We start from the raw sequence: 17,931 nt of genomic DNA, 5'->3' as shown, positions 1-17,931 counted from the left end.
TGGCGTTAATCCGCCTTCGCGGATCGAGCCAGAATTTTCTCGACTTTTTTAACATCTGCGGGACGATCGACTCCGCAAGTCACTTGCGGCACAACCACGACTTTGATCGAACAACCGTGATCCAGCGCGCGCAACTGCTCCAGCCGTTCCGACTGCTCGAGCGCCGAAGGCGACAACGCGGCATACCGGAACAGAAACACCCGCCGGAACGCATAAATCCCGATATGGGCCCACCGGGGCATCTTGGACTCTTTTCCGGCTCTCATCTGAAAAGGGATCGGGGAGCGCGAAAAATAAAGCGCGTAATTCATCCGATCCAGCACGGCTTTGACAATATTCGGGTCCCGCCATTCCTTGTCGCTTTCAATCCGGCGAACCGCGGTAGACATCACGGCGTGGCTGTCCTCTTGAAGCGCCTCCACCACCCGGTCAATGGTGTTCGTCGACAAGAGAGGCTCATCCCCTTGCACGTTGACAACCATCCCAGCGGCTGAGGCACGCGCCGCCTGGGCCACGCGATCGGTCCCGCTGGGGCAACGCGGACTGGTCATCACAACCTCGCCGCCGAACCCCCGCACAACGCGGGCGATCCGGGCGTGATCGGTCGCCACTACTACACGGGTGACCCGCTTGGCACCCCTAGCCGCTTCCCAAACCCATTGAATCATGGGTTTTCCAGCAATCAAAGTCAGGGGCTTTCCCGGAAAGCGCTGGGCCCCCCATCGCGAGGGGATTACCGCCAGCACATCTTCGCGGTGATCAACCATGTCGGTTCGTCTTCAAAACTTTCAAAAGTTCATCCGGAGTGACGTAAGCTGTCCCGAGTTTGGCGACGACAAGTCCGGCCGCGTAATTGGCCAACTCGGCCGCGTCACGGAGCGAAGCGCCGGCGGCCAATGCTAGGGTGAGGGTGCTGATCACCGTATCTCCCGCGCCCGTCACGTCGTAGACTTCCCGGGCCCGCGTCGGGATATGGAGAGGCGGCTTCTTCTTTTCGATCAGAGTCATTCCGTGTTCCCCGCGCGTAATCAAAATGGAATCCGCATCCAATTGACGCAACAGTTGTTTCCCCAACCGTTCCACGCCTTCTTCGTCCTCGACCCACCGAACCCCGGCGCTTTCCATCGCTTCTTTCATATTGGGCGTCACACACGTGACGCGCCGGTAGCGAGAAAAATTCTCGACTTTCGGATCAACGGTAATCGGGATCCCTTGCCGCCGGGCCAGAAACACCAGGCGGTCAATCAGCGGCCAGGAAACGACCCCCTTGGCGTAGTCGGAGATGACCACCGCCTGCATATGAGGCATCAGCCGTTCGACCTGATCCCCGATTTCCTTTTGAATCGCCGGAGACAGAGCCGTCCTCAACTCCCGATCAAAGCGGACTACCTGTTGATGCTGGGCAATAATACGGGTTTTGACAATGGTCGGGCGTTCCGGCGTTCGGAGAATATGCTCGGCATGAATCCCGATGTTTTGAAATTTGGTTAGAAGGCGCTCCGCCCAGATATCCTGGCCGGTCAGGCCAACCACATGGACCTCCGCGCCGAGCACCGCCATATTGGCCGCCACATTCCCGGCCCCACCCGGGACTTCGGTTTCGCGCGAGACTTCCACAACCGGAACCGGCGCCTCCGGAGAAATACGGGAAACAGATCCCCAGATGAAGTGATCCAGCATCAAATCCCCCACCACCAGAGCTTTCAAATGCGCAAAACGATGAATAAGGGGTTTCGGATTACTTAAACTCATAGGAAGAAGAAGGCCGGACGGCAATAAGTGGGCACGCGGAATTTTATAAAAAACCGCGCCGTTTTGCCAATTTTAGATGATTTTAATTAGGCGGCTTTGGTGAGACCGTGACCAGGTGGTTTGAGCGGCGGTGCGGCTAGCCAAGTGGTTCGACCCCCCAAGGTTAGACGCGAACGTTCTGGGTGGTTAGAAACTCAATTCCGTAGAGGATGGCGTTCGTCTTTTTTTGAACCCATACGACGCGGGCCGTCACCATCAGGACCCCTTCCTTCAACAATCGCAAACGAGCATAAAGCTTTTCCCCTTTACCAAAAACGCGCGTGGACGAAAAACAGGCTCCAACAGCCGAAAAATTGACAAGGCGTCCGATCTCGGCAATCGAATGCCCTCCCTGATCCAGAATCTCGAGGACAGAGTTGTGTCTCGCGCGTGGGGCTCGTCTTTTTTCTTTTGCAACCATTAATTGATTGTACCAAGACTCGACCCGTTGCAAACCATTTCGTAACAAGTTGTTTCCTTGCTTCCTTGACCCAGACGTCTACATTTATAATGTGCTATCCGCTCCTATACCAGCTAACGAAGCGCAACGCTTGGCGGCACTGCGCGCACTCCGAATATTGGACACGCCTCCGGAAGAACGGTTTGACCACATTACCCGGTTGGCTCAGCACATATTTAAAGTTCCCGTATCCCTGATTTCACTCGTTGATTCCGACCGGATCTGGTTTAAATCCCGTCAGGGACTCAACGTTTCCGAATCCCCACGGGATATCTCCTTTTGCGGGCATGCCATCAGCGAACCCACGATCATAGTGGTGCCAGATGCCTCGGTCGATGCGCGTTTTGCTGATAATCCATTCGTGACAGGGGCCGCTCATTTCCGTTTTTACGCCGGATGCCCGCTTTCTGGACCGGACGGCAGCCGGGTGGGCGTCCTCTGTCTACTCGACAGACAACCCCGCCAGATCACGGAAAATGACCGGTCCATTCTTCAGGACCTCGGAACGATGGTGGAATATGAGCTGAACTCCCTGACCCTGGCAGAAGCCAACCAGCAACTGCGGGAAACGCAGCAGGAACTACGGCTCGCTAAAGAAAAATTAGAGATCGCTTTCCACTCCAGCGAAGAAAAATACCAGCAGCTTTTTGCCGCGGAATCGGATGCTTTGATTTTAATCGACGTGGAAACATTACGGCTCATTGAAGCAAACCATTCGTCTGAAAAGCTGTTCGGCTACACCCGGGAAGAATTCGATCGCTTAAAAATTTCCGATCTTTCAGCAGAACCGGAGAAGACGATTGCGTGTGTCCAGGGAACCCAGTCCGACCCAGTGACCCGATCCTATCGCCGAAAGGACGGCCGCGTCTTTCCAGTAGAAATTAATTTTAGTCGACTCCTTCTCAATGACCGAAAAATGATCCTGGCAGCCATTCGCGACATTAGCGAACGCCAGCGTATGCAGTCGGCTCTGATTCAATCGGAAAAAATGGCGGCCGTGGGTCAATTCGCCGCTGGGCTGGCACATGACATCAATAACCCCGTCGGAGTCATCTGGGGGTTTGCGCAACATCTGTTGTCGAACATCGCCGAAAACGCTCCTTCTTTCGTACCGTTGAAAGCGATCGAACGCGAAGCGCTACGCTGCAGGAACCTGGTCCAGAACCTCCTGGCATTCTCTCGAACAGACAAGGACCAAACTCACACCAAACCAGAGGATCTCTTTCAGATCACAGAGAACGCTCTGACGCTGGTCGCCACGCTATCCCTTTCCAGAAAGGTCACGCTGAAGCGGCCCACGCGAAAACCACTTCCTCCTGTTCCGGTCAACAGCACCCAAATCCAGCAGGTCCTGATTAACCTCTGCATGAACGCTTTGGATGCGATGCCCAACGGCGGGGAATTGACGGTCGAGCTGGACGTACAGGGTTCCGATGCGCTGATTCGGGTTCAGGACACAGGGAGCGGCATCCCGGCGGACGTGTGCGAGCGGATTTTTGAACCCTTCTTCACCACAAAAGAAGCCGGCAAGGGAACCGGTCTGGGATTAAGCATTACCTCAGAAATAGTTAAAAAGCATTCCGGCAGGATTGACGTGCAAAGCGACGTCGGTAAGGGAACGACGTTCATCATTCATCTCCCGCTGGAACAACCGAAGGAAGCGGATTCCAAAGCACCTCGTCAGTTAGCGGCCTAACCCCTTCTTTAACTCACCGTTTCAGCGCTGTAGCGTGCAATGAGACCGGTGCGGACCGCCTGCCGATAAACCCACGAAAAGAGTCTGCAGGCCAGCAGGCAATAGAGAACAGCTAATAAACCGCCCTGCACAAGCCCTGTTTTAGAAGCAACTCCGCCTGAAATGACGGCCCGCAGGCCCTCAAACACATAAGCGGGCGGCAGAAAATGCGCGAAGACCTGCATCCAGCGCGGGAGCGTGGATAACGGATAAAACACCCCGGCAAAAGGCGACAGGAGCGCCGGCATGGGCCAGATAAACCACTCCGCCGCCGGCCCAAGCCGGAGGACCACGGCGCAGGCGAAAACACCGAGCGCGATACCGAACAGAAACAGGACCATCAGAAACGGGATCACCATCCACCCGTAGGCGAGAAAGGAGAGACCAAAGACGGCCGTGGCCACGGCCATCATCATCAGAAGGCTGACCGAACTGGTGACGATGCTGCAGAGCACCAGACCGCTGACATATTCCGAGATGGAAATAGGGGTCGCAAAAATATTCAGAAAATTTCGCGACCAGACATCCTCGAAAAACGCCATGGAGACCCCTTGCATCACACGGACAAAGAAGTCCCAGAGAAGCACAGCGCCTAGAAGCATCGGTACAAAATTGAACGTGGAAACCGTCAGGCTGTTCAGGTAACGGGTCATAAAACCCCACAACAACATATCGATAGCGACCCAGGCAAACAGGGGCGACACCCGGGAGAAACTCCCTCGCATGAGGTAGAACTGACGCAGCATGACGGCGGCGACGCGTTTCAGCGACATCATCGCTCTTCCGACCCCAACGTAAGGGGTTCGCGCGCCACAGTAATGAACAGCTCCTCCAGGGTTCGTTTTCCATGCTCCTGCGGCATGGTTTTTGGATCTCCCTCCAGCAGAAGGGTCCCATGCGAAAGAAACAGGACACGGTCGCAAACCGCTTCGACTTCGAACATATTGTGAGACGTCCACAGCACCCCGCATTGTTTTTGGGCGGCATACTCGCGGATCTTCACCCGGATGTCGCGGGCCGTCGCCGGATCGAGCGAAGCGGTCGGCTCATCCAGGAGCAGGAGCCGGGGTTGATTCAGCATCGCTTTGGCCAGACTCACGCGCGTTTGTTCGCCCGACGAGAGAACCCCGCATTTCACATTCCGGAAGGACTCCAGCTCAAATTGCTGGAGGAGCGCCTCCAGGCGTTTGGACAGCTCCGGAACCCGATAGAGCAGCCCGAACACGCGCAGGTTTTGAATCACTGTCAAGTTGCCCGGTAGCGGTGCGTAGGCCGCCGCAAAATTCGTGACTTCCAGAGCCTGACAACGGTGGGTCGCCATGTCCCGGTTGTAAACACGGATGGTCCCGGAGGTCGGCTCGAGCACACCGAGAATCATATTAATGGCGGTGGTCTTCCCCGCTCCGTTCGGTCCAAGAAGCCCGACTATCTCCCCCTGTTCCACGTCAAAGGAAATACCATTGACCGCAACGGTGCGGGCGTAATCCTTGCGCAAATCCACAACAGAAAGCACTTTCGACATTTTTCTCCGTCATCCCCCGCGGGTTCTGGCGGTCCCGACCTCCCGTTGATGTTCTCTTTGACGGGACCGCACCGACTGTTCGATTCGACAGGTGGACGGTGCGGGGGATCTAGACATCAATGATGGATCCCCGCCTACCATACCTCTAATGCGTTTATGGAGTATGGCTATCGCCCACTAACGCATTGGGGCGATGGCGGCCTGCGGGGATGACGACTGTACAGCCAATTTTACCACTTACCAATTTCTCACATTTACTACAATTCCATCACCATCTCCAACCGGGGAGCAGGGGGACAGGCTCATTATCGACGGAGGGGCGTATGCCGGCTTTTTTCCCTTGGAAAGATGACTACAGTGTCGGGATTCCCCGGCTGGACATACAACACAAACAGCTGATCGGAGCCGTCAACCGTCTGGCCCAAGCGGTGGATGACGGTCATGCCCATCAGTCTTCTCTGCCCGATATTTTTCGGGATTTGTCCGATTATGTCCACGTGCATATTCGAGATGAGGAACAGATCATGTTGACCTACTCGTTCCCGGAGGTGGCCGCCCATCAACATGAACACCAGGAATTCATCCGCCGGCTCGACAATTTTCAGAAGGGATTGCGTGAACGTGAGAAATTCCTCGACATAAAAGTATTGGAATTTTTGAAAACCTGGCTGGCCAAACATATGATGGTCGAAGACCAGAGATATGCCGCTTACCTGAAATCGAAGGGAATCCACTTTCCCTGAAAATACGCCTGAGTCCAGCCGCCGGCACTCCCGCCAAACTTAAGAGAAGAATCGGATGACCAGGACGGCAAAGACCGCCGCGCTACCGAGCAAACATTGGTATTCCCGGTTACGACGATAGACTTCCCCGCTGAAACGCTGCTCTCCGAGTCCCTGGACATGACCGCGCGTCGGCCAGAAAGCCGGGACACGCTCGGCGTAATGCTGATAAGGCTCTCCGAGGTTGGCCAAAAGTTCTTTTTCTTCGGCGACGCTTTTGGCACGATAAACAACTCCAAAACCGAGCAGGAAAGCCAGCCACAAGAGGATAGCGGAAACAGGCAGGGGATGGCGCCAGAGAGCGATACAAAAGCCGGTTCCAATTAGAAAGCTTCCGATATACAGCGGGTTACGGATGTAAGCGTAAGGCCCTCCGACCGCCACACGCTTTCCCTTGAGAAGATAGCCAGCCGCCCACGACCGCAACGCGCAGCCGGCAATGACAAAAAGCGCGCCGGCGAGGAGCGTATTCAAAGCGTCGGGACGTGCCACCACCAGATACCACGCCGCGAACGCAAAACCCAGCGGAACCCTCCAGCGCAGAACGGATTTAGGCACGGGGCTTCACCTGGAAGCGAGGATCGTTGTACATTTTAAACTGCCGGTAGACCTTGGGGACCCAGCGCTTTTCCGTCCAGGCACCGCAAAACCCGTCCATTTCCGTCAGCAGATCATCCCGTTGGCGCTGCAGAATGGTCAGCCGGTCACGGCACATCTGGCGGTGTGATTCGTCTGCGTCTGGACGATCAATTTGTTCCCGGGTGTGGTAAATCTTCAATTCAGCGATACAGATTTTATCGATCAAGCTTCCCATTGTTTCAGCCATGGTTTATCCCTTGGGTTGCGACTTCAGGAATTGCTCATCGATCTTTTCAATCAGATCGTTCCGGCGCTGATTCAAACGATCGACTTGCCGCTTGGCCTTGGCCACAAGGACGTCCTCCGGCACACGGGCCTTGTCTTCTTCATGCCACAGTTCGACATGGGTTTGAGCCAGTTCGCTGACCAAACGGCCCAAGGTGGAGCCTTCGTTATTCATAAGGGTCCTCTTTCATTTTTCAGAATCCAATCCACCGCGTTTTGAAAAGTCGCAGAGACATGATTTGGTTTGAACGCGCGGTTCCGGCCGATCCACCGGCGGCCATACCCGGTCAAAACCAGAAGGCCTTTTCCCCCGGCACGTTGTCCGACTTGAACATCACTCGGGCGGTCTCCGATGCTGATCGCCCCTTTCCACGAAACACCCAAACACCGCGCCGCTTGACGCAGCATTTTCAATCCCGGTTTACGGCACGCGCAGCGACGGCGGGGATGGTGAATACATTGAAAATAGCCGTCGAGCGTCACGCCGTGCCGCCTCAAAAGCTTTTGGAACTGCCGGAGAACGACGCGCATTTCCTGAAGCGTAATGATCCCACGCCCCACACCGGACTGGTTGCTGAGAACCACTACTTTATAACCTGCCTGCTTGAGCCGCCGCAAGCTTTCCGGCACGCCGGAGAACAGTTTTACTTTCTTGGGATCCTTCAGATAATCGCCTTCCCGGATTAACGTTCCATCCCGGTCCAGCGCAATTAATGGAAGATGTATGAACCGGCTCGTCATCGGCAGGAACTCTCTTTTCGGCGAGCCAAAGCCAGCCCGATCCCCATAACAAAGTAAAACATCATTGAAATGATGCTGGCGTTGTATGTTGTCTCGGTGAGTCCACTGACGAGAAAACCCAGAATCCCGCCGACACAACCCCACAGAATGGCGCGGTCCTTTCCGGCGCTGCGCTGGATTCCAAGGACTAACTCATAGAGCAGCATGGCGATAAAAGCGCCATAGGCCGCCAGACCAAACAATCCCCGCTCGGTCGCGAAATTGACGTAGGTGCTGTGCAAATGGCCCCAGGGACCTTCTTTCTTTTCCTCTTCATTCTGAAAATCGACGGACACGCGCTTCACATTGCCGGGACCAATCCCAAGGAGTGGATGGCCCTTCCACAACTGCCAGCCCGCCTGCCACATATGCAGCCGCTCCTGGTTCGAGCGGTGCGCGATATCCGCAATCGAATGGACCCGGTATCGCAGCGATGGCATCAGAAAGAGACTCGAAAGCGGCAGGATCAGTATGGCAAATCGCAGGAGATTTCCCCATCGGTAGCGAACCACAATCAGAAGAAGACCCACGCACACCGCCGCGATCCAGGGCCCCCGGCTTTGTGAAACCAGAAGTGCGGCCCCGGCCAGCCAGGTCAATGGAATCCATTTCAACCATCTGCGGCCTTCCTCAAAACTGACGAAGCTTAAGGCAAAAGCCAGCAGGAACAAGAGGCTTTCGGCATAGGTCAACGGATGGCTATAGGTTCCGGCGACACGACCATTGATCATGGAAAATTGGTCGATGATCGGGCGCGGCCAGTGCGACATCTCTTGCGGCACATAAATCAAGTAACCGGCCGAGTTATCCGTCTGATCAACGCCCACCAGAAACTGGGTCAGCCCCCACACACAGGAAAGAAATCCGGCGACCAGTAACCATCGAACCAGCCGCTCGGCAACATTCTGCTGCATCGCCATCGCCGCGACCATAACCAAAATAAGAAAATAGAAGTCCTTTTTGTAGATTTCGTGAAAGCTGTGGGCCTGGGAGAGACCCAAGAGGCTCGACAGCACACTGATCCCCAAAAAAACCGCGTAAGCCTTCTCCGTATTTCCCCAGACGGGCCGCCAGCGGCCCAAGGTCCAACGTCCGCCGAAAAGCCATAAAGCCAAAAGCGGAAAAAAAATCAGGCTCGACAGGGCGATCGAAAAAGGCAGTGCGATGGCGAGGAGGATCAAACCGATACCGACGATTTTATCGAGCATGGATCAGTTGCTGAATGAGGTCAAGCAGACGTGTCCAATGATCGTGTCCCTGGCTGATGACCAACTCCACCCGCAGCACAAACGAACGGGCCAACGCCGCCGGCGGCGCCGAAGCCGTAACCCAGCGCATCGCATCTTTTTCCGTCATCAGAATCCAGTCGATCGCACGCTTGTTCCGGCTCACCCAATCCCAGACTGCTTCCGCGCGGTTTTCATGATCCGCCAATCGGAGGGAACCCACGATCTGCGCTCCAAGATTCGTCAAGGTCGCTTCAAACGCTTCGGGATTGCCAATCCCCGAGGCCACGAGCACCCTTTTCCCTCGAAGTTCGGACAAAGACACCCTGTTCCGTTTGACCAAGGCAATCAATTCCCGGGGCTCATGCCGGCTTTCCAGAAGACAGGAGGACTCCCGCATTCGCATGGAGACTTCCGCGCGCAAAACCGCTAAACGGTCCGGCCCGACAGAAGAGGTACGGGTCAACACCACCGCATCGGCACGACGCAGCGCCTCCGGGCTCTCGCGTAAAAATCCGGCTGGAAGCAGTTTTCCGCCGCCCCAGGGATCGTTCACGTCAACCGTCACGATGTTGATGTCCCGATCGAGTCGATGATGCTGAAATCCATCATCCAAGATGAAGCAATCTACCCGCTGATGCTTCAAAATAAACTGCCCCACCGCGTAACGATCAGCCCCCACCCCGATACAGGCACCGGGAAGGCGCGTCGCCAATTCCATCGCTTCGTCTCCGGATTCGGCCACTGATGCGCAGATGCCCTGTGCGTTTCGAACCAAAACCGGGTGCCGCCGTTTCTGCTCCCGTTTATACCCGCGCAAAAGCACCGCCGGCCGCAGGCCCCGGGCCAGCAAATCGCTGGCCAGACGCATCACGAGAGGCGTCTTTCCCGTCCCCCCGACCGTAATGTTTCCGACACAAATCGTCGGGTGCGGAAGGCGCTTGACCGGAAACCAGCCCCGGCGATAGGCCAATTGCCGCCCCTTCACACCAGCCGCATACCCCCAGCTGCTGAGTTTGGCGAATCGCCGAACCGACTGCGCCAGAAGATCTTGACGTTCGCCGCGCAAGATCTGTTCCCACCACGGATGATCCGCTCCCCGTGTCCGGCCCTCTTTTCGCACAACAGAACTCATCGAAAGCCTCTCGGATTCACTATTTCCATCGCGTTTTTAAAGACCATTTCAGACGCGAGTCGAGTCATGCATTCATGTTGAAAAGGACATTCATTCAAATTACAACCGAGACAGGGTACGCCATCGGCCTGAAGAAAACGATGCGGCGGCACACCGGGGTTCCAGTTGACAGGATCGGTGGGCCCATACAGAGTCAGGGTCTGTGCCCCCGCCGCCACCGCCAGGTGCATCGGGCCGCTGTCGTTGGTGATGACCAATCGGCAACGCTCCAGAAGCGCCGCCATTTGTCGCAGGGTGGTCGGCGGTATTTTACGAGCCCCCGGGACCATTCGCGACAGACGATCCACATAGGGTTCTTCTCCCGGCCCCCAAAAGAGCCAAACGTCATTCTCCCGTCGAATCAAATCCTGAGCCAGCGCCGCATAAGACTCCACCGGCCAGCGTCGGGACACCCGGCGGTGCGTTGGGACCAACCCTACAATCGCCTGGGCCGATACACTTTCCATGGCACCGGCCGCCCATTTCTTTTCATCGTCGGACAAATAAATTTTTAGCATCGGTCGTTCCGCAACAGGACCGGTCAAATTCTCAACCAGAGAAAACTTCCCATCCACCACCGATTGCCGGCCGACAGGACGTTTGACGGTCTCCCGATAAACGCGTCCCCAGAAAGGCACGCGATACCCCACGGTGAGCCGGGCCCCGCTCAAGAAAACCAGAAGCGCGGAGCGCGGCGAACTTTGAAAATCAATAATCCAGTCATAGCGCTGTCGGCGCACCTTTCGAATGCTCGAGAGGACCGCCCGGGGATCATACACCTGGACCTGATCCACATCCGGATGTTGTTCCAGAAGCGGCGCAAACGCGCCTTCCGTCAGAAAATCGATGCGGGCTTCCGGGAATTGCTGCCGCAGGACCGGCAAGACCGGAGTGGTCACAAGGACATCTCCGGCTCGTTTGAGCTGAATGATCAGGATTTTTCGACGTTTATCCATGGGAATAGGGAGACTCGGGTTTCAACCATTGTTTGAACCGTTGATCCAGCCCGTAAAAAGTCCCAAACCACTTCGCTTTCCGGGCGGAGCTGTGCCATTGTATCCGTGACAGGAGCCACTGCGGCGAAGGGTGCACCACCTTGATCCGCTGAAGCTCAAACGGGTTGATCCCGTTTGTATTGGCACCGGAACGGACCGTGGCAGCGCTTCGAAATCCCAACCTTATCAGAATCGGCCACCATGCTTCCTCATACTCACCCCACGGCCAGGCGATATGGTGGCAGGGTTGCCGGAGCTCCGCTTCGACCAATGCTTTGGATTGAACCAGCTCCTGTTTCACATCCAAATAGGGCCTGGTGCGTATCCAGCCTCGGTGCGTATGGGTATGAGAACCGAATGTGACCAAGCCGGAAGCCAACATTTCCCGCGCTTCACCCCAGGAAAGAAATTGCCCGATCTCACGTTCTTGCGTCCGGGTATCGAGTGTCAGCACGTCTTCCCGCGGGCGGGTCTGCCGTTCGATATAGGACGTCACCACGTAGATAGTCGCTTTGACATTCAGCTTTTTCAGGATTGGAAAAGCATAAACCCAGTTATCGAGATAACCATCGTCAAACGTGACAACGAATCCACGCTGATTCGCCGGCGAACGACCCGCAATAACCCTCAACACATCCTCAAGCGATAGACTCCGGTAGCCCTGGGCCAGAAGCGCTCGAAGCTGGCTTTCAAAGACATCCGGGGTGATGTCACGGTCAGGACTGACATGGTGATACAGGAGAATGGGAATGGATCGTTTCATCGGGAGGCCACTCCTTCGACGAGCCGTTGATAAAAAGCCTCGATCTGCGTCGCGGCCGATGGAAGGGAGAAACGCTCCTGGACCAGCGTTTTCCCTTGTCTGGCGAGTGATCCGGCAAACTCTGGCTGATCCAGAAGTCTCAGAATGGCGGAAGCCAGGGCTTCGCTGGCCGCTGGAGGAACCAGGAGCCCGGTTTCTCCATCTGAAATGGCTTCCGGAATGCCTCCAACGGAACTTCCGATACATGGAATTCCAGCGATCATCGCCTCCCGAAGGGCGGTCCCGGCCCCTTCCTGAAGGGAGGGCTGGACATAAATCGTTGTCGCTGCCAGGATTCGGGGCACATCGGTCCGAAAACCGAGGAGATGAACGAAACGATCCAATCCCAACTCCCGGACCAGACCCTGAAGTTGTTCCGTATTGCGGCCAGCCAGTAAAAACCGGCACTTCGGGAAACGCTGGCAAACGGGAACCGCCGCTTTCAGCAGATAATCCTGCCCTTTAAAATCCGCATAATTGGCTACGGTCGTGACCACGGGACCCTCCGGCAACCCCAGCTCGCGTCGTAGCGCCTTCCCCTCCTCCGGTAGAGCGGTCTGGGGATCCACAATAGAAGGAACAACCTCGATGAGGGACGGGATTACTCCGGCTTTCTGAAGTTCCGTACGGACAGCTTCTGAAATGGCGATGTAGCCATTGATTCGCCGGGACAGGTATTTGAGCTTGCTGAACAGGTTGCGCTTGATCGGGAAAATCACCCGCCGGGTGACGACAAAAACAGGCACGCCAGACCCCGCCACAGCCATGAGACCAATCGCGTGAGCGGTGGAATGCTGGGCGTGCAACACGTCAACTGGTTTATCTTTTAGAAGACACCTCACGTTCCAGACAGCCAACACATCGTAGTCCTGGCGCATGCGAACAGGCTCGACCGCAAGACCCGCCGACCTGGCTCGGGAGAGGATTTCACTGCCGGGTTGACAGGCCATTCGAATGTCATGGCCGCGCTTCTGGAGGGCCTCCGCCATCCGCAGCGCCTGATGCGCGCCGCCAGACCACCCCATCGACTCAGTTAGATACATAATACGCATGCTTTTTGACCTTCAAAAATAACTATTGCGGACCACTATATCTTGGGATAGAATCGGCCCAAGGAAATGCCGATGAGACACGCGCGAAAGAAAAAAATCAAAGACGAATCGGAGTTCGATGATCGTCCAGTTCCCTTCGAAGCGCTTGCCGAATTGACCCGGAGCGAAGTCATCCAACAGGTCAAAAACGGCATGAGCCGCATTGCGCCTCTGGAAACGGACGAACCGGAACCCGAGGAACCGTCTCACTAATTCGCTGCGCCCGCATGAAACGGTTGCCGTAACCGCTCCTGGCACATCTTCAATACCATTTCTACCGAAACTTGAGTGATATCCTCCTGCGGAAATCCATGATCCGGCGCCAAAGCCACCCGATGGCGTTCGTTCCCCTCTTTCCAGGCCGGATAAGGCCCCCATCGCCGGGGATGGCAGGTCGCAATCGATGAATAGATGGAGACGGTCGGAACATCCAGCCCCACAGCGATATGCAAGGGCCCCGTGGAATTGGTCACCACCAGATTGGCGCAGGCCAATAACGCCGCCAGCTCTCGAAGACTCACCCCTCCGGACGGCACAAACACGGGAACCCGGCGCATCTGATTCATCATGATCGGCTGGTAGTTTTCCCCCCGGCCTCCGGTTACCACGACCTCGTAACCTTCTTCAAGCAAACGGCTCCCAAGCTCCATGAACGAGTTCAGCGGCCATCGCGCCGAGCTATTGCCGGAACCCGGATGCAGAATCACCACCGGTTTTTGAAAGGGAACCCCCAGGCTTTCCAGAAACTGATGGGCCCGCTGCTTTTCATCCTCCGTTAAAACAATCCGGGTCTGAACGCGTTTAACCGGAACACCCAGAGGTTTGAGCAGCTCCAGATTATAATCGGCTTCGTGACGGCGGCCTTCCGAACGATGCTGCCAGAGCCGCTCATTAAAGAAAAGGCTGTACCACTTGCTCGCCGGGCCGATGCGCCTGCGAATTCTGGCGCGCCAGACGGCCCAGCTCACGCGCCAACGGGGATAAGCTACGATCGCGACATCATAACGTCCGTCCTTCAGCTGTTGGATGAGCGGGGCAACCGGTCCTCCGGCATCCACAATCGTCTCATCGATATCCGGGTTGTTCTGCAAAAGAGGAGCTGCGTAAGATCTCACCAGAAAAGCGATATGGGCTTGCGGATCAGAAGCCCGCAAAGCCGAGGCGACAGGGGTCGTCAGCAACACATCGCCGATGCGGTCGGTTCGGACAATCAAGTAACGGGTCATTTCAATTCCCACAACTTCAGGGAACGAAGCCAGGCCGTATGGGCGGAGAGTGACGCATACAACAGCCCCGGACGCCCGTCCAGCCAGGCGCCTTTGAAGACTACGCGCGACAGCAATTCCCACACGGGCCGGAGACAATCGATCCCTGTGAAATGTCTGCCCCGCTGCCGCAGATCCTGCGCAGCCAGGGAGGTATACTGGTTGCTTTTTTCAACGTACTCCGCCAGCGTGGCGTACGAAAAGTGCTCCATCGGGGACACGAGCCGCCCCACCGGGCCGTTCACGTCGATATGTTCGTGCACCCGCGCATCCGAAAAACGGCCGCTCGTGCGGCGAAAAAGGCGAAGGACCCAGTCTCGCCCCAGCCCTCCGTGCTGCAGCAAATGACCCAAAAAATAAAACCGCCTCCGGATTTCGTATCCGGCAATATTGTCGTCTTTCCCCGCGGCCACTGGCGGGGAATCCAAACCTGTCGTTCCGGATTGATGGATCCCCGGCCTGCGACCGCCGGGGATAACGATTTGGAGGATCTCTTTCGCCAGTTCCGGAGTCACCCGCTCATCGGCATCGATAGAGAGCACCCACTCTCCCGTGGTCTGTTCCAAAGCGAACTGTTTCTGGTCCGCAAAACCTTTCAAGGCACGCGTCAACGTGCGCGCTCCATAACGCCTGGCGATCTCCAGGGTGGCATCCTGGGAATGATCATCCACGACGACGATTTCATCCGCCAGCGCGCGCAGGCTCTCCAGACACACCGGCAGGTCGCGGGCTTCGTTACGGGTAATGATAAATGCGCTCAGTCGCGGCATTACGATCTCCGGATCTCTGCCAGCGCGTCCTTGTAAACCGACAGTGTTTCCTCAACGAACCGCGGAATCCCGAAAAGCTTCTCGGCACGCTGACGCGCCGCCTTTCCCATGGCCGCAGTCCGGGTCGGATCGTGCAGCATCACCGCCAGGGCTCGCGCCAGACTCGGCGCATCCTTCGGGTCCGCCAAAAAACCGGTTTCACCGTCCTTCACGATTTCAGGCAGACACCCAACGCGCGTGGCCACCACCGGACGCCCGGCAGCCATCCATTCGACCGCGGCGCGGGAAACCGCTTCGCTGCCCGTGGAAGCGATCACTCCGATGGAACAACCGGCCATGACACGCGGGACTTGAGTCTGGAATCCTTCGAAAGAGACGCGGTTCTCCATACGCAAGCGTTCCGCCATGCCGCGCAATTCTCGTTGCTTGATATTTTCTTCCTGACCGATGATGCGCAGACGCACTTTTGGATAGATATCTTTCAGGAGATGCAGCGCCTCCAGCAGATACCGGTGACCTTTCACGGGATCCAGCCGTGCCACGATCCCCAGCACCGTCTCCTCCGGAAGAGGGGTCCCTTCAAAATCAGGCAGGGAAACACCTTGATAAACGGTAACGATTTTTTTCGGCGCGATCTGCAGCGCCTTCACATAAGCCTGCCGGATGTACTCCGCCGCGGTGATCACCCGCTGGGTGTGTTTATAGAGAAACCATGAACCCACGCGTTTCTGGACGCCGCGCGCGTCTGCCCGGGTCCGGACCACGGCCACGCCCTGCCCCAGAGCGCTCGCTACAGCCAGGCTGTGGGTGCTCCCGGTATGAGCGTTGACAAGATCGATCTTGTGCTCCTTCAGAAAATGACGCAGAGGATTCAACCCTTTCAGAGTGGCCAGAGGAACCGTCCGCAGTCCTAGACGGCGGGCTTTCATCCAGGGTTTTCCCCCGGGAACAGCTGAGACGAACACCTGGTGCCCGTTTTTCTTAAGTCCTTCCGCCAGCACCAGCGCATAATGGGCCAGACCGCTGTCCCAGGGAACGTCTATGAGTTGAAGAATTTTCATAGACGGGACACCGTGATGGAGTCCGTCGATTTCAAGACCGGCCGCAGTGCCGAGACGACTTCTTCGACGGTAATACGACGCATGCATTCAAAATGATCCAGCGGACACCGCTCCGCGCCATGCAGTCCGCAGGGACGGCAGGGCAGATCTTTTTCGATGACCGTATTCCCAGGGCCATACGGGAAGAATCCCAGTTCGCGCGTGGTCGGCCCGAAGAGCGCCACGGTCGGGACCCGGCTGGCGACAGCGATATGCATCGGTCCCGAATCATTGGTTAAAAAGGCGCTGCAGCGCGAAATAGTGGCGATCAATTCCCGCAAATCTGTCTTCCCAACCCAGTCGATGGGAACCTGCTTCATAAACCGGAGCACCTCATTCATGACCTCCCGGTCTTTGGGACCCCCGACAAAAACGATCTTGGCCTTCAGATCTTGAATGACCTGATCAGCGACCGCGGCAAAGCGCTCCGGCAGCCATCGCTTGGTGGCCCAGAGCGAACCGGCATTGATCCCCAGCAACGGAACCTCTGGACCCACACCAGCCTGGCGCAAGCGCTCCGCAACACTCTTAACAGCTTCCGGTTCCGGCTGGATCCATAGCTCAGCCACGGGTTGCTGAACCCCGAGAGGTTTTAATAAGGCGAGATTCCGGTCCACATCATGGACCCCCCACTGGAAAGGCACCACGTCGGTCAGGAACCAGCGTCCCTGGCTGGAGGAAAACCCGATCCGGCGCGGAATGCCGGACAGACGCGCCAGAAGGGCGCTCGTGAGCGACCGGTGAGGCAGTACCGCAATATCAAAACGACGCTGGGACAGCTGTTTCACCACTTGCCAACGCTTCAGGAGCGAGTGATCTTTTCCGCGTTTGTCAAAGAGAATCAGTTCGTTAACCGCAGGATGCCGATGAAAAACCTCAGCGATTTCCGGCGTACAAAGTACCGTAATAGATGAATCCGGATAACGCTCATGCAAGGCCGCTAAAAGCGGCGTGGTCAGGACGGCGTCCCCCAGATAAGCCGTCTGGATGATCAGAAATTGGAGGGGACCGGAAGCCGCCAGCGGCTGAAACGCGGGCTGGGAGGGATCAAGCTGTCTTAAGGCTTCGAGATAACGGTCGAGCGTGTGCTGTTCGAGCAGCGCCGACGGAATGCGCCAATCCACATAGAGCCGGCGCGCCAGAGCGGCCTTCCGGTAACACACCCGGCGCGGCGCCCCTGAGAAAAAGCTGAGCAGACGCGAACGGATATTCCCATGCAGATCGATCAGAACGTCAAAACGCGCCTCCCGCACACGGCGGATCAGGGATTTCAAAGGCTCCTCCCGTCGCAGAACCCAATGCTCGTTAATCGATGCGTTGGCCGCCAGAACGCCGGCAAACTCCTCCTTCACCAGAGAAACGATCACGGCGTCCGGATAGGCTTTCCGCAACGCCAGAAACACCGGGCCCGTCAGCACGACATCGCCCAGGGAAGACAACCTTATGACGAGTATTTTCATTTGAGAACACAATCCCATAAATCCCCTCTTCCGTCATCCCCTGCGGTCACTGGCAGGGGATCTATGCCGCCATTGGCCATCGATAGATTCCCCGCCGGTAGCTGCGGGGAATGA

The 17,931-nt window shown here is 56.6% G+C and carries 19 protein-coding genes and 1 pseudogene; 3 read left to right on the top strand and 17 right to left on the bottom strand.

Going from position 1 to position 17,931, the window contains the following annotated elements:
• Positions 1-5: 5 nt before the first annotated feature.
• The 3 genes from kdsB to WC859_06870 all read right to left on the bottom strand — a co-directional run bounded on the left by kdsB (position 6) and on the right by WC859_06870 (position 2,212).
• The gene (gene kdsB, locus WC859_06880; protein ID MFA5975876.1) at positions 6-767 is read right to left on the bottom strand and encodes a 3-deoxy-manno-octulosonate cytidylyltransferase; all 762 of its coding nucleotides are present in this window, start codon (positions 765-767) and stop codon (positions 6-8) included.
• Complete coding sequence (rfaE1, locus tag WC859_06875; GenBank protein ID MFA5975875.1) at positions 760-1,752, bottom strand: D-glycero-beta-D-manno-heptose-7-phosphate kinase; 993 nt, start codon at positions 1,750-1,752, stop codon at positions 760-762. Before rfaE1 ends, kdsB begins: the two co-directional genes overlap by 8 nt.
• A 163-nt stretch (positions 1,753-1,915) precedes the next feature.
• On the bottom strand, positions 1,916-2,212 hold the full coding sequence (locus WC859_06870) for a PilZ domain-containing protein (GenBank protein ID MFA5975874.1): 297 nt from the start codon (positions 2,210-2,212) through the stop codon (positions 1,916-1,918).
• A 130-nt stretch (positions 2,213-2,342) separates the two neighbouring features.
• On the opposite strand from WC859_06870, the gene WC859_06865 reads away from it, so the two are divergent.
• Positions 2,343-3,947 (top strand): ATP-binding protein, encoded by a 1,605-nt coding sequence (locus WC859_06865; protein ID MFA5975873.1) that lies wholly within the window; start codon positions 2,343-2,345, stop codon positions 3,945-3,947.
• Positions 3,948-3,955: 8 nt separating this feature from the next.
• On the opposite strand, the gene WC859_06860 is transcribed toward WC859_06865, so the two are convergent.
• The gene (locus WC859_06860) at positions 3,956-4,759 is read right to left on the bottom strand and encodes an ABC transporter permease (GenBank protein MFA5975872.1); all 804 of its coding nucleotides are present in this window, start codon (positions 4,757-4,759) and stop codon (positions 3,956-3,958) included.
• Entirely contained in the window at positions 4,759-5,508 is a 750-nt protein-coding gene (locus tag WC859_06855; GenBank protein MFA5975871.1) for an ABC transporter ATP-binding protein, read from the bottom strand. Before WC859_06855 ends, WC859_06860 begins: the two co-directional genes overlap by 1 nt.
• Before the next feature lie 323 nt (positions 5,509-5,831).
• Here WC859_06855 and WC859_06850 point away from each other — a divergent pair, with 323 nt between their 5' ends.
• The gene (locus WC859_06850) at positions 5,832-6,251 is read left to right on the top strand and encodes a bacteriohemerythrin (protein ID MFA5975870.1); all 420 of its coding nucleotides are present in this window, start codon (positions 5,832-5,834) and stop codon (positions 6,249-6,251) included.
• A gap of 39 nt (positions 6,252-6,290) precedes the next feature.
• Here the strand turns inward: WC859_06850 and WC859_06845 are convergent, their stop codons facing one another.
• The 8 genes and pseudogenes from WC859_06845 to WC859_06810 form a co-directional block, all read right to left on the bottom strand.
• A complete protein-coding gene (locus WC859_06845) occupies positions 6,291-6,848 on the bottom strand; it encodes an isoprenylcysteine carboxylmethyltransferase family protein (GenBank protein MFA5975869.1) in 558 nt (185 codons plus the stop codon).
• Positions 6,841-7,329 (bottom strand): annotated as a pseudogene (locus WC859_06840) (DUF4254 domain-containing protein). The gene WC859_06845 and the pseudogene WC859_06840 overlap by 8 nt, the downstream one beginning before the upstream one ends.
• Positions 7,326-7,895: an HAD family hydrolase gene (locus WC859_06835; GenBank protein MFA5975868.1), complete on the bottom strand. Its 570-nt coding sequence runs from the start codon at positions 7,893-7,895 to the stop codon at positions 7,326-7,328. Before WC859_06835 ends, WC859_06840 begins: the two are co-directional and overlap by 4 nt.
• Complete coding sequence (locus WC859_06830; protein MFA5975867.1) at positions 7,892-9,142, bottom strand: O-antigen ligase family protein; 1,251 nt, start codon at positions 9,140-9,142, stop codon at positions 7,892-7,894. Before WC859_06830 ends, WC859_06835 begins: the two co-directional genes overlap by 4 nt.
• Positions 9,132-10,295: a tetraacyldisaccharide 4'-kinase gene (lpxK, locus tag WC859_06825; protein ID MFA5975866.1), complete on the bottom strand. Its 1,164-nt coding sequence runs from the start codon at positions 10,293-10,295 to the stop codon at positions 9,132-9,134. The genes WC859_06830 and lpxK overlap by 11 nt, the downstream gene beginning before the upstream one ends.
• On the bottom strand, positions 10,292-11,290 hold the full coding sequence (locus tag WC859_06820) for a glycosyltransferase family 9 protein (GenBank protein ID MFA5975865.1): 999 nt from the start codon (positions 11,288-11,290) through the stop codon (positions 10,292-10,294). The genes lpxK and WC859_06820 overlap by 4 nt, the downstream gene beginning before the upstream one ends.
• Complete coding sequence (locus WC859_06815; GenBank protein ID MFA5975864.1) at positions 11,283-12,092, bottom strand: polysaccharide deacetylase family protein; 810 nt, start codon at positions 12,090-12,092, stop codon at positions 11,283-11,285. Before WC859_06815 ends, WC859_06820 begins: the two co-directional genes overlap by 8 nt.
• Positions 12,089-13,174, bottom strand: a complete 1,086-nt coding sequence (locus WC859_06810; protein ID MFA5975863.1) for a glycosyltransferase family 4 protein — start codon at positions 13,172-13,174, stop codon at positions 12,089-12,091. The genes WC859_06815 and WC859_06810 overlap by 4 nt, the downstream gene beginning before the upstream one ends.
• 81 nt (positions 13,175-13,255) lie before the next feature.
• On the opposite strand from WC859_06810, the gene WC859_06805 reads away from it, so the two are divergent.
• Complete coding sequence (locus WC859_06805; GenBank protein ID MFA5975862.1) at positions 13,256-13,435, top strand: hypothetical protein; 180 nt, start codon at positions 13,256-13,258, stop codon at positions 13,433-13,435.
• Here WC859_06805 and WC859_06800 read toward each other — a convergent pair.
• From WC859_06800 to waaF, 4 genes are read right to left on the bottom strand one after another with little or no spacing between them, the layout of a single operon-like run.
• The gene (locus WC859_06800; GenBank protein ID MFA5975861.1) at positions 13,432-14,448 is read right to left on the bottom strand and encodes a glycosyltransferase family 9 protein; all 1,017 of its coding nucleotides are present in this window, start codon (positions 14,446-14,448) and stop codon (positions 13,432-13,434) included. The two genes, WC859_06805 and WC859_06800, sit on opposite strands and share 4 nt — an antisense overlap.
• Positions 14,445-15,257, bottom strand: a complete 813-nt coding sequence (locus tag WC859_06795; GenBank protein MFA5975860.1) for a glycosyltransferase family 2 protein — start codon at positions 15,255-15,257, stop codon at positions 14,445-14,447. The genes WC859_06800 and WC859_06795 overlap by 4 nt, the downstream gene beginning before the upstream one ends.
• On the bottom strand, positions 15,257-16,318 hold the full coding sequence (locus WC859_06790; GenBank protein ID MFA5975859.1) for a glycosyltransferase family 4 protein: 1,062 nt from the start codon (positions 16,316-16,318) through the stop codon (positions 15,257-15,259). The genes WC859_06795 and WC859_06790 overlap by 1 nt, the downstream gene beginning before the upstream one ends.
• The gene (waaF, locus tag WC859_06785; GenBank protein MFA5975858.1) at positions 16,315-17,817 is read right to left on the bottom strand and encodes a lipopolysaccharide heptosyltransferase II; all 1,503 of its coding nucleotides are present in this window, start codon (positions 17,815-17,817) and stop codon (positions 16,315-16,317) included. Before waaF ends, WC859_06790 begins: the two co-directional genes overlap by 4 nt.
• Between the last annotated feature and the right edge of the window lie 114 nt (positions 17,818-17,931).

This window comes from Elusimicrobiota bacterium (assembly GCA_041660185.1).
Lineage (GTDB): Bacteria > Elusimicrobiota > Elusimicrobia > 2-01-FULL-59-12 > 2-01-FULL-59-12 > JBAZWU01.
Note: the sequence above shows the minus strand (reverse complement) of the source record. Positions and strands in the feature narration are given on the sequence as shown.

Bases quoted from the DNA above. Each gene is read 5' to 3' on its own strand.
- rfaE1 (MFA5975875.1), bottom strand. From the start codon at position 1,752: ATGAGTTTAAGTAATCCGAAACCCCTTATTCATCGTTTTGCGCATTTG.
- WC859_06795 (MFA5975860.1), bottom strand. From the start codon at position 15,257: ATGCCGCGACTGAGCGCATTTATCATTACCCGTAACGAAGCCCGCGAC.
- kdsB (MFA5975876.1), bottom strand. From the start codon at position 767: ATGGTTGATCACCGCGAAGATGTGCTGGCGGTAATCCCCTCGCGATGG.
- WC859_06820 (MFA5975865.1), bottom strand. From the start codon at position 11,290: ATGGATAAACGTCGAAAAATCCTGATCATTCAGCTCAAACGAGCCGGA.
- WC859_06850 (MFA5975870.1), top strand. From the start codon at position 5,832: ATGCCGGCTTTTTTCCCTTGGAAAGATGACTACAGTGTCGGGATTCCC.
- WC859_06800 (MFA5975861.1), bottom strand. From the start codon at position 14,448: ATGACCCGTTACTTGATTGTCCGAACCGACCGCATCGGCGATGTGTTG.
- WC859_06855 (MFA5975871.1), bottom strand. From the start codon at position 5,508: ATGTCGAAAGTGCTTTCTGTTGTGGATTTGCGCAAGGATTACGCCCGC.
- lpxK (MFA5975866.1), bottom strand. From the start codon at position 10,295: ATGAGTTCTGTTGTGCGAAAAGAGGGCCGGACACGGGGAGCGGATCAT.
- WC859_06805 (MFA5975862.1), top strand. From the start codon at position 13,256: ATGAGACACGCGCGAAAGAAAAAAATCAAAGACGAATCGGAGTTCGAT.
- WC859_06815 (MFA5975864.1), bottom strand. From the start codon at position 12,092: ATGAAACGATCCATTCCCATTCTCCTGTATCACCATGTCAGTCCTGAC.
- WC859_06830 (MFA5975867.1), bottom strand. From the start codon at position 9,142: ATGCTCGATAAAATCGTCGGTATCGGTTTGATCCTCCTCGCCATCGCA.
- WC859_06810 (MFA5975863.1), bottom strand. From the start codon at position 13,174: ATGTATCTAACTGAGTCGATGGGGTGGTCTGGCGGCGCGCATCAGGCG.
- WC859_06870 (MFA5975874.1), bottom strand. From the start codon at position 2,212: ATGGTTGCAAAAGAAAAAAGACGAGCCCCACGCGCGAGACACAACTCT.
- waaF (MFA5975858.1), bottom strand. From the start codon at position 17,817: ATGAAAATACTCGTCATAAGGTTGTCTTCCCTGGGCGATGTCGTGCTG.
- WC859_06860 (MFA5975872.1), bottom strand. From the start codon at position 4,759: ATGTCGCTGAAACGCGTCGCCGCCGTCATGCTGCGTCAGTTCTACCTC.
- WC859_06835 (MFA5975868.1), bottom strand. From the start codon at position 7,895: ATGACGAGCCGGTTCATACATCTTCCATTAATTGCGCTGGACCGGGAT.
- WC859_06790 (MFA5975859.1), bottom strand. From the start codon at position 16,318: ATGAAAATTCTTCAACTCATAGACGTTCCCTGGGACAGCGGTCTGGCC.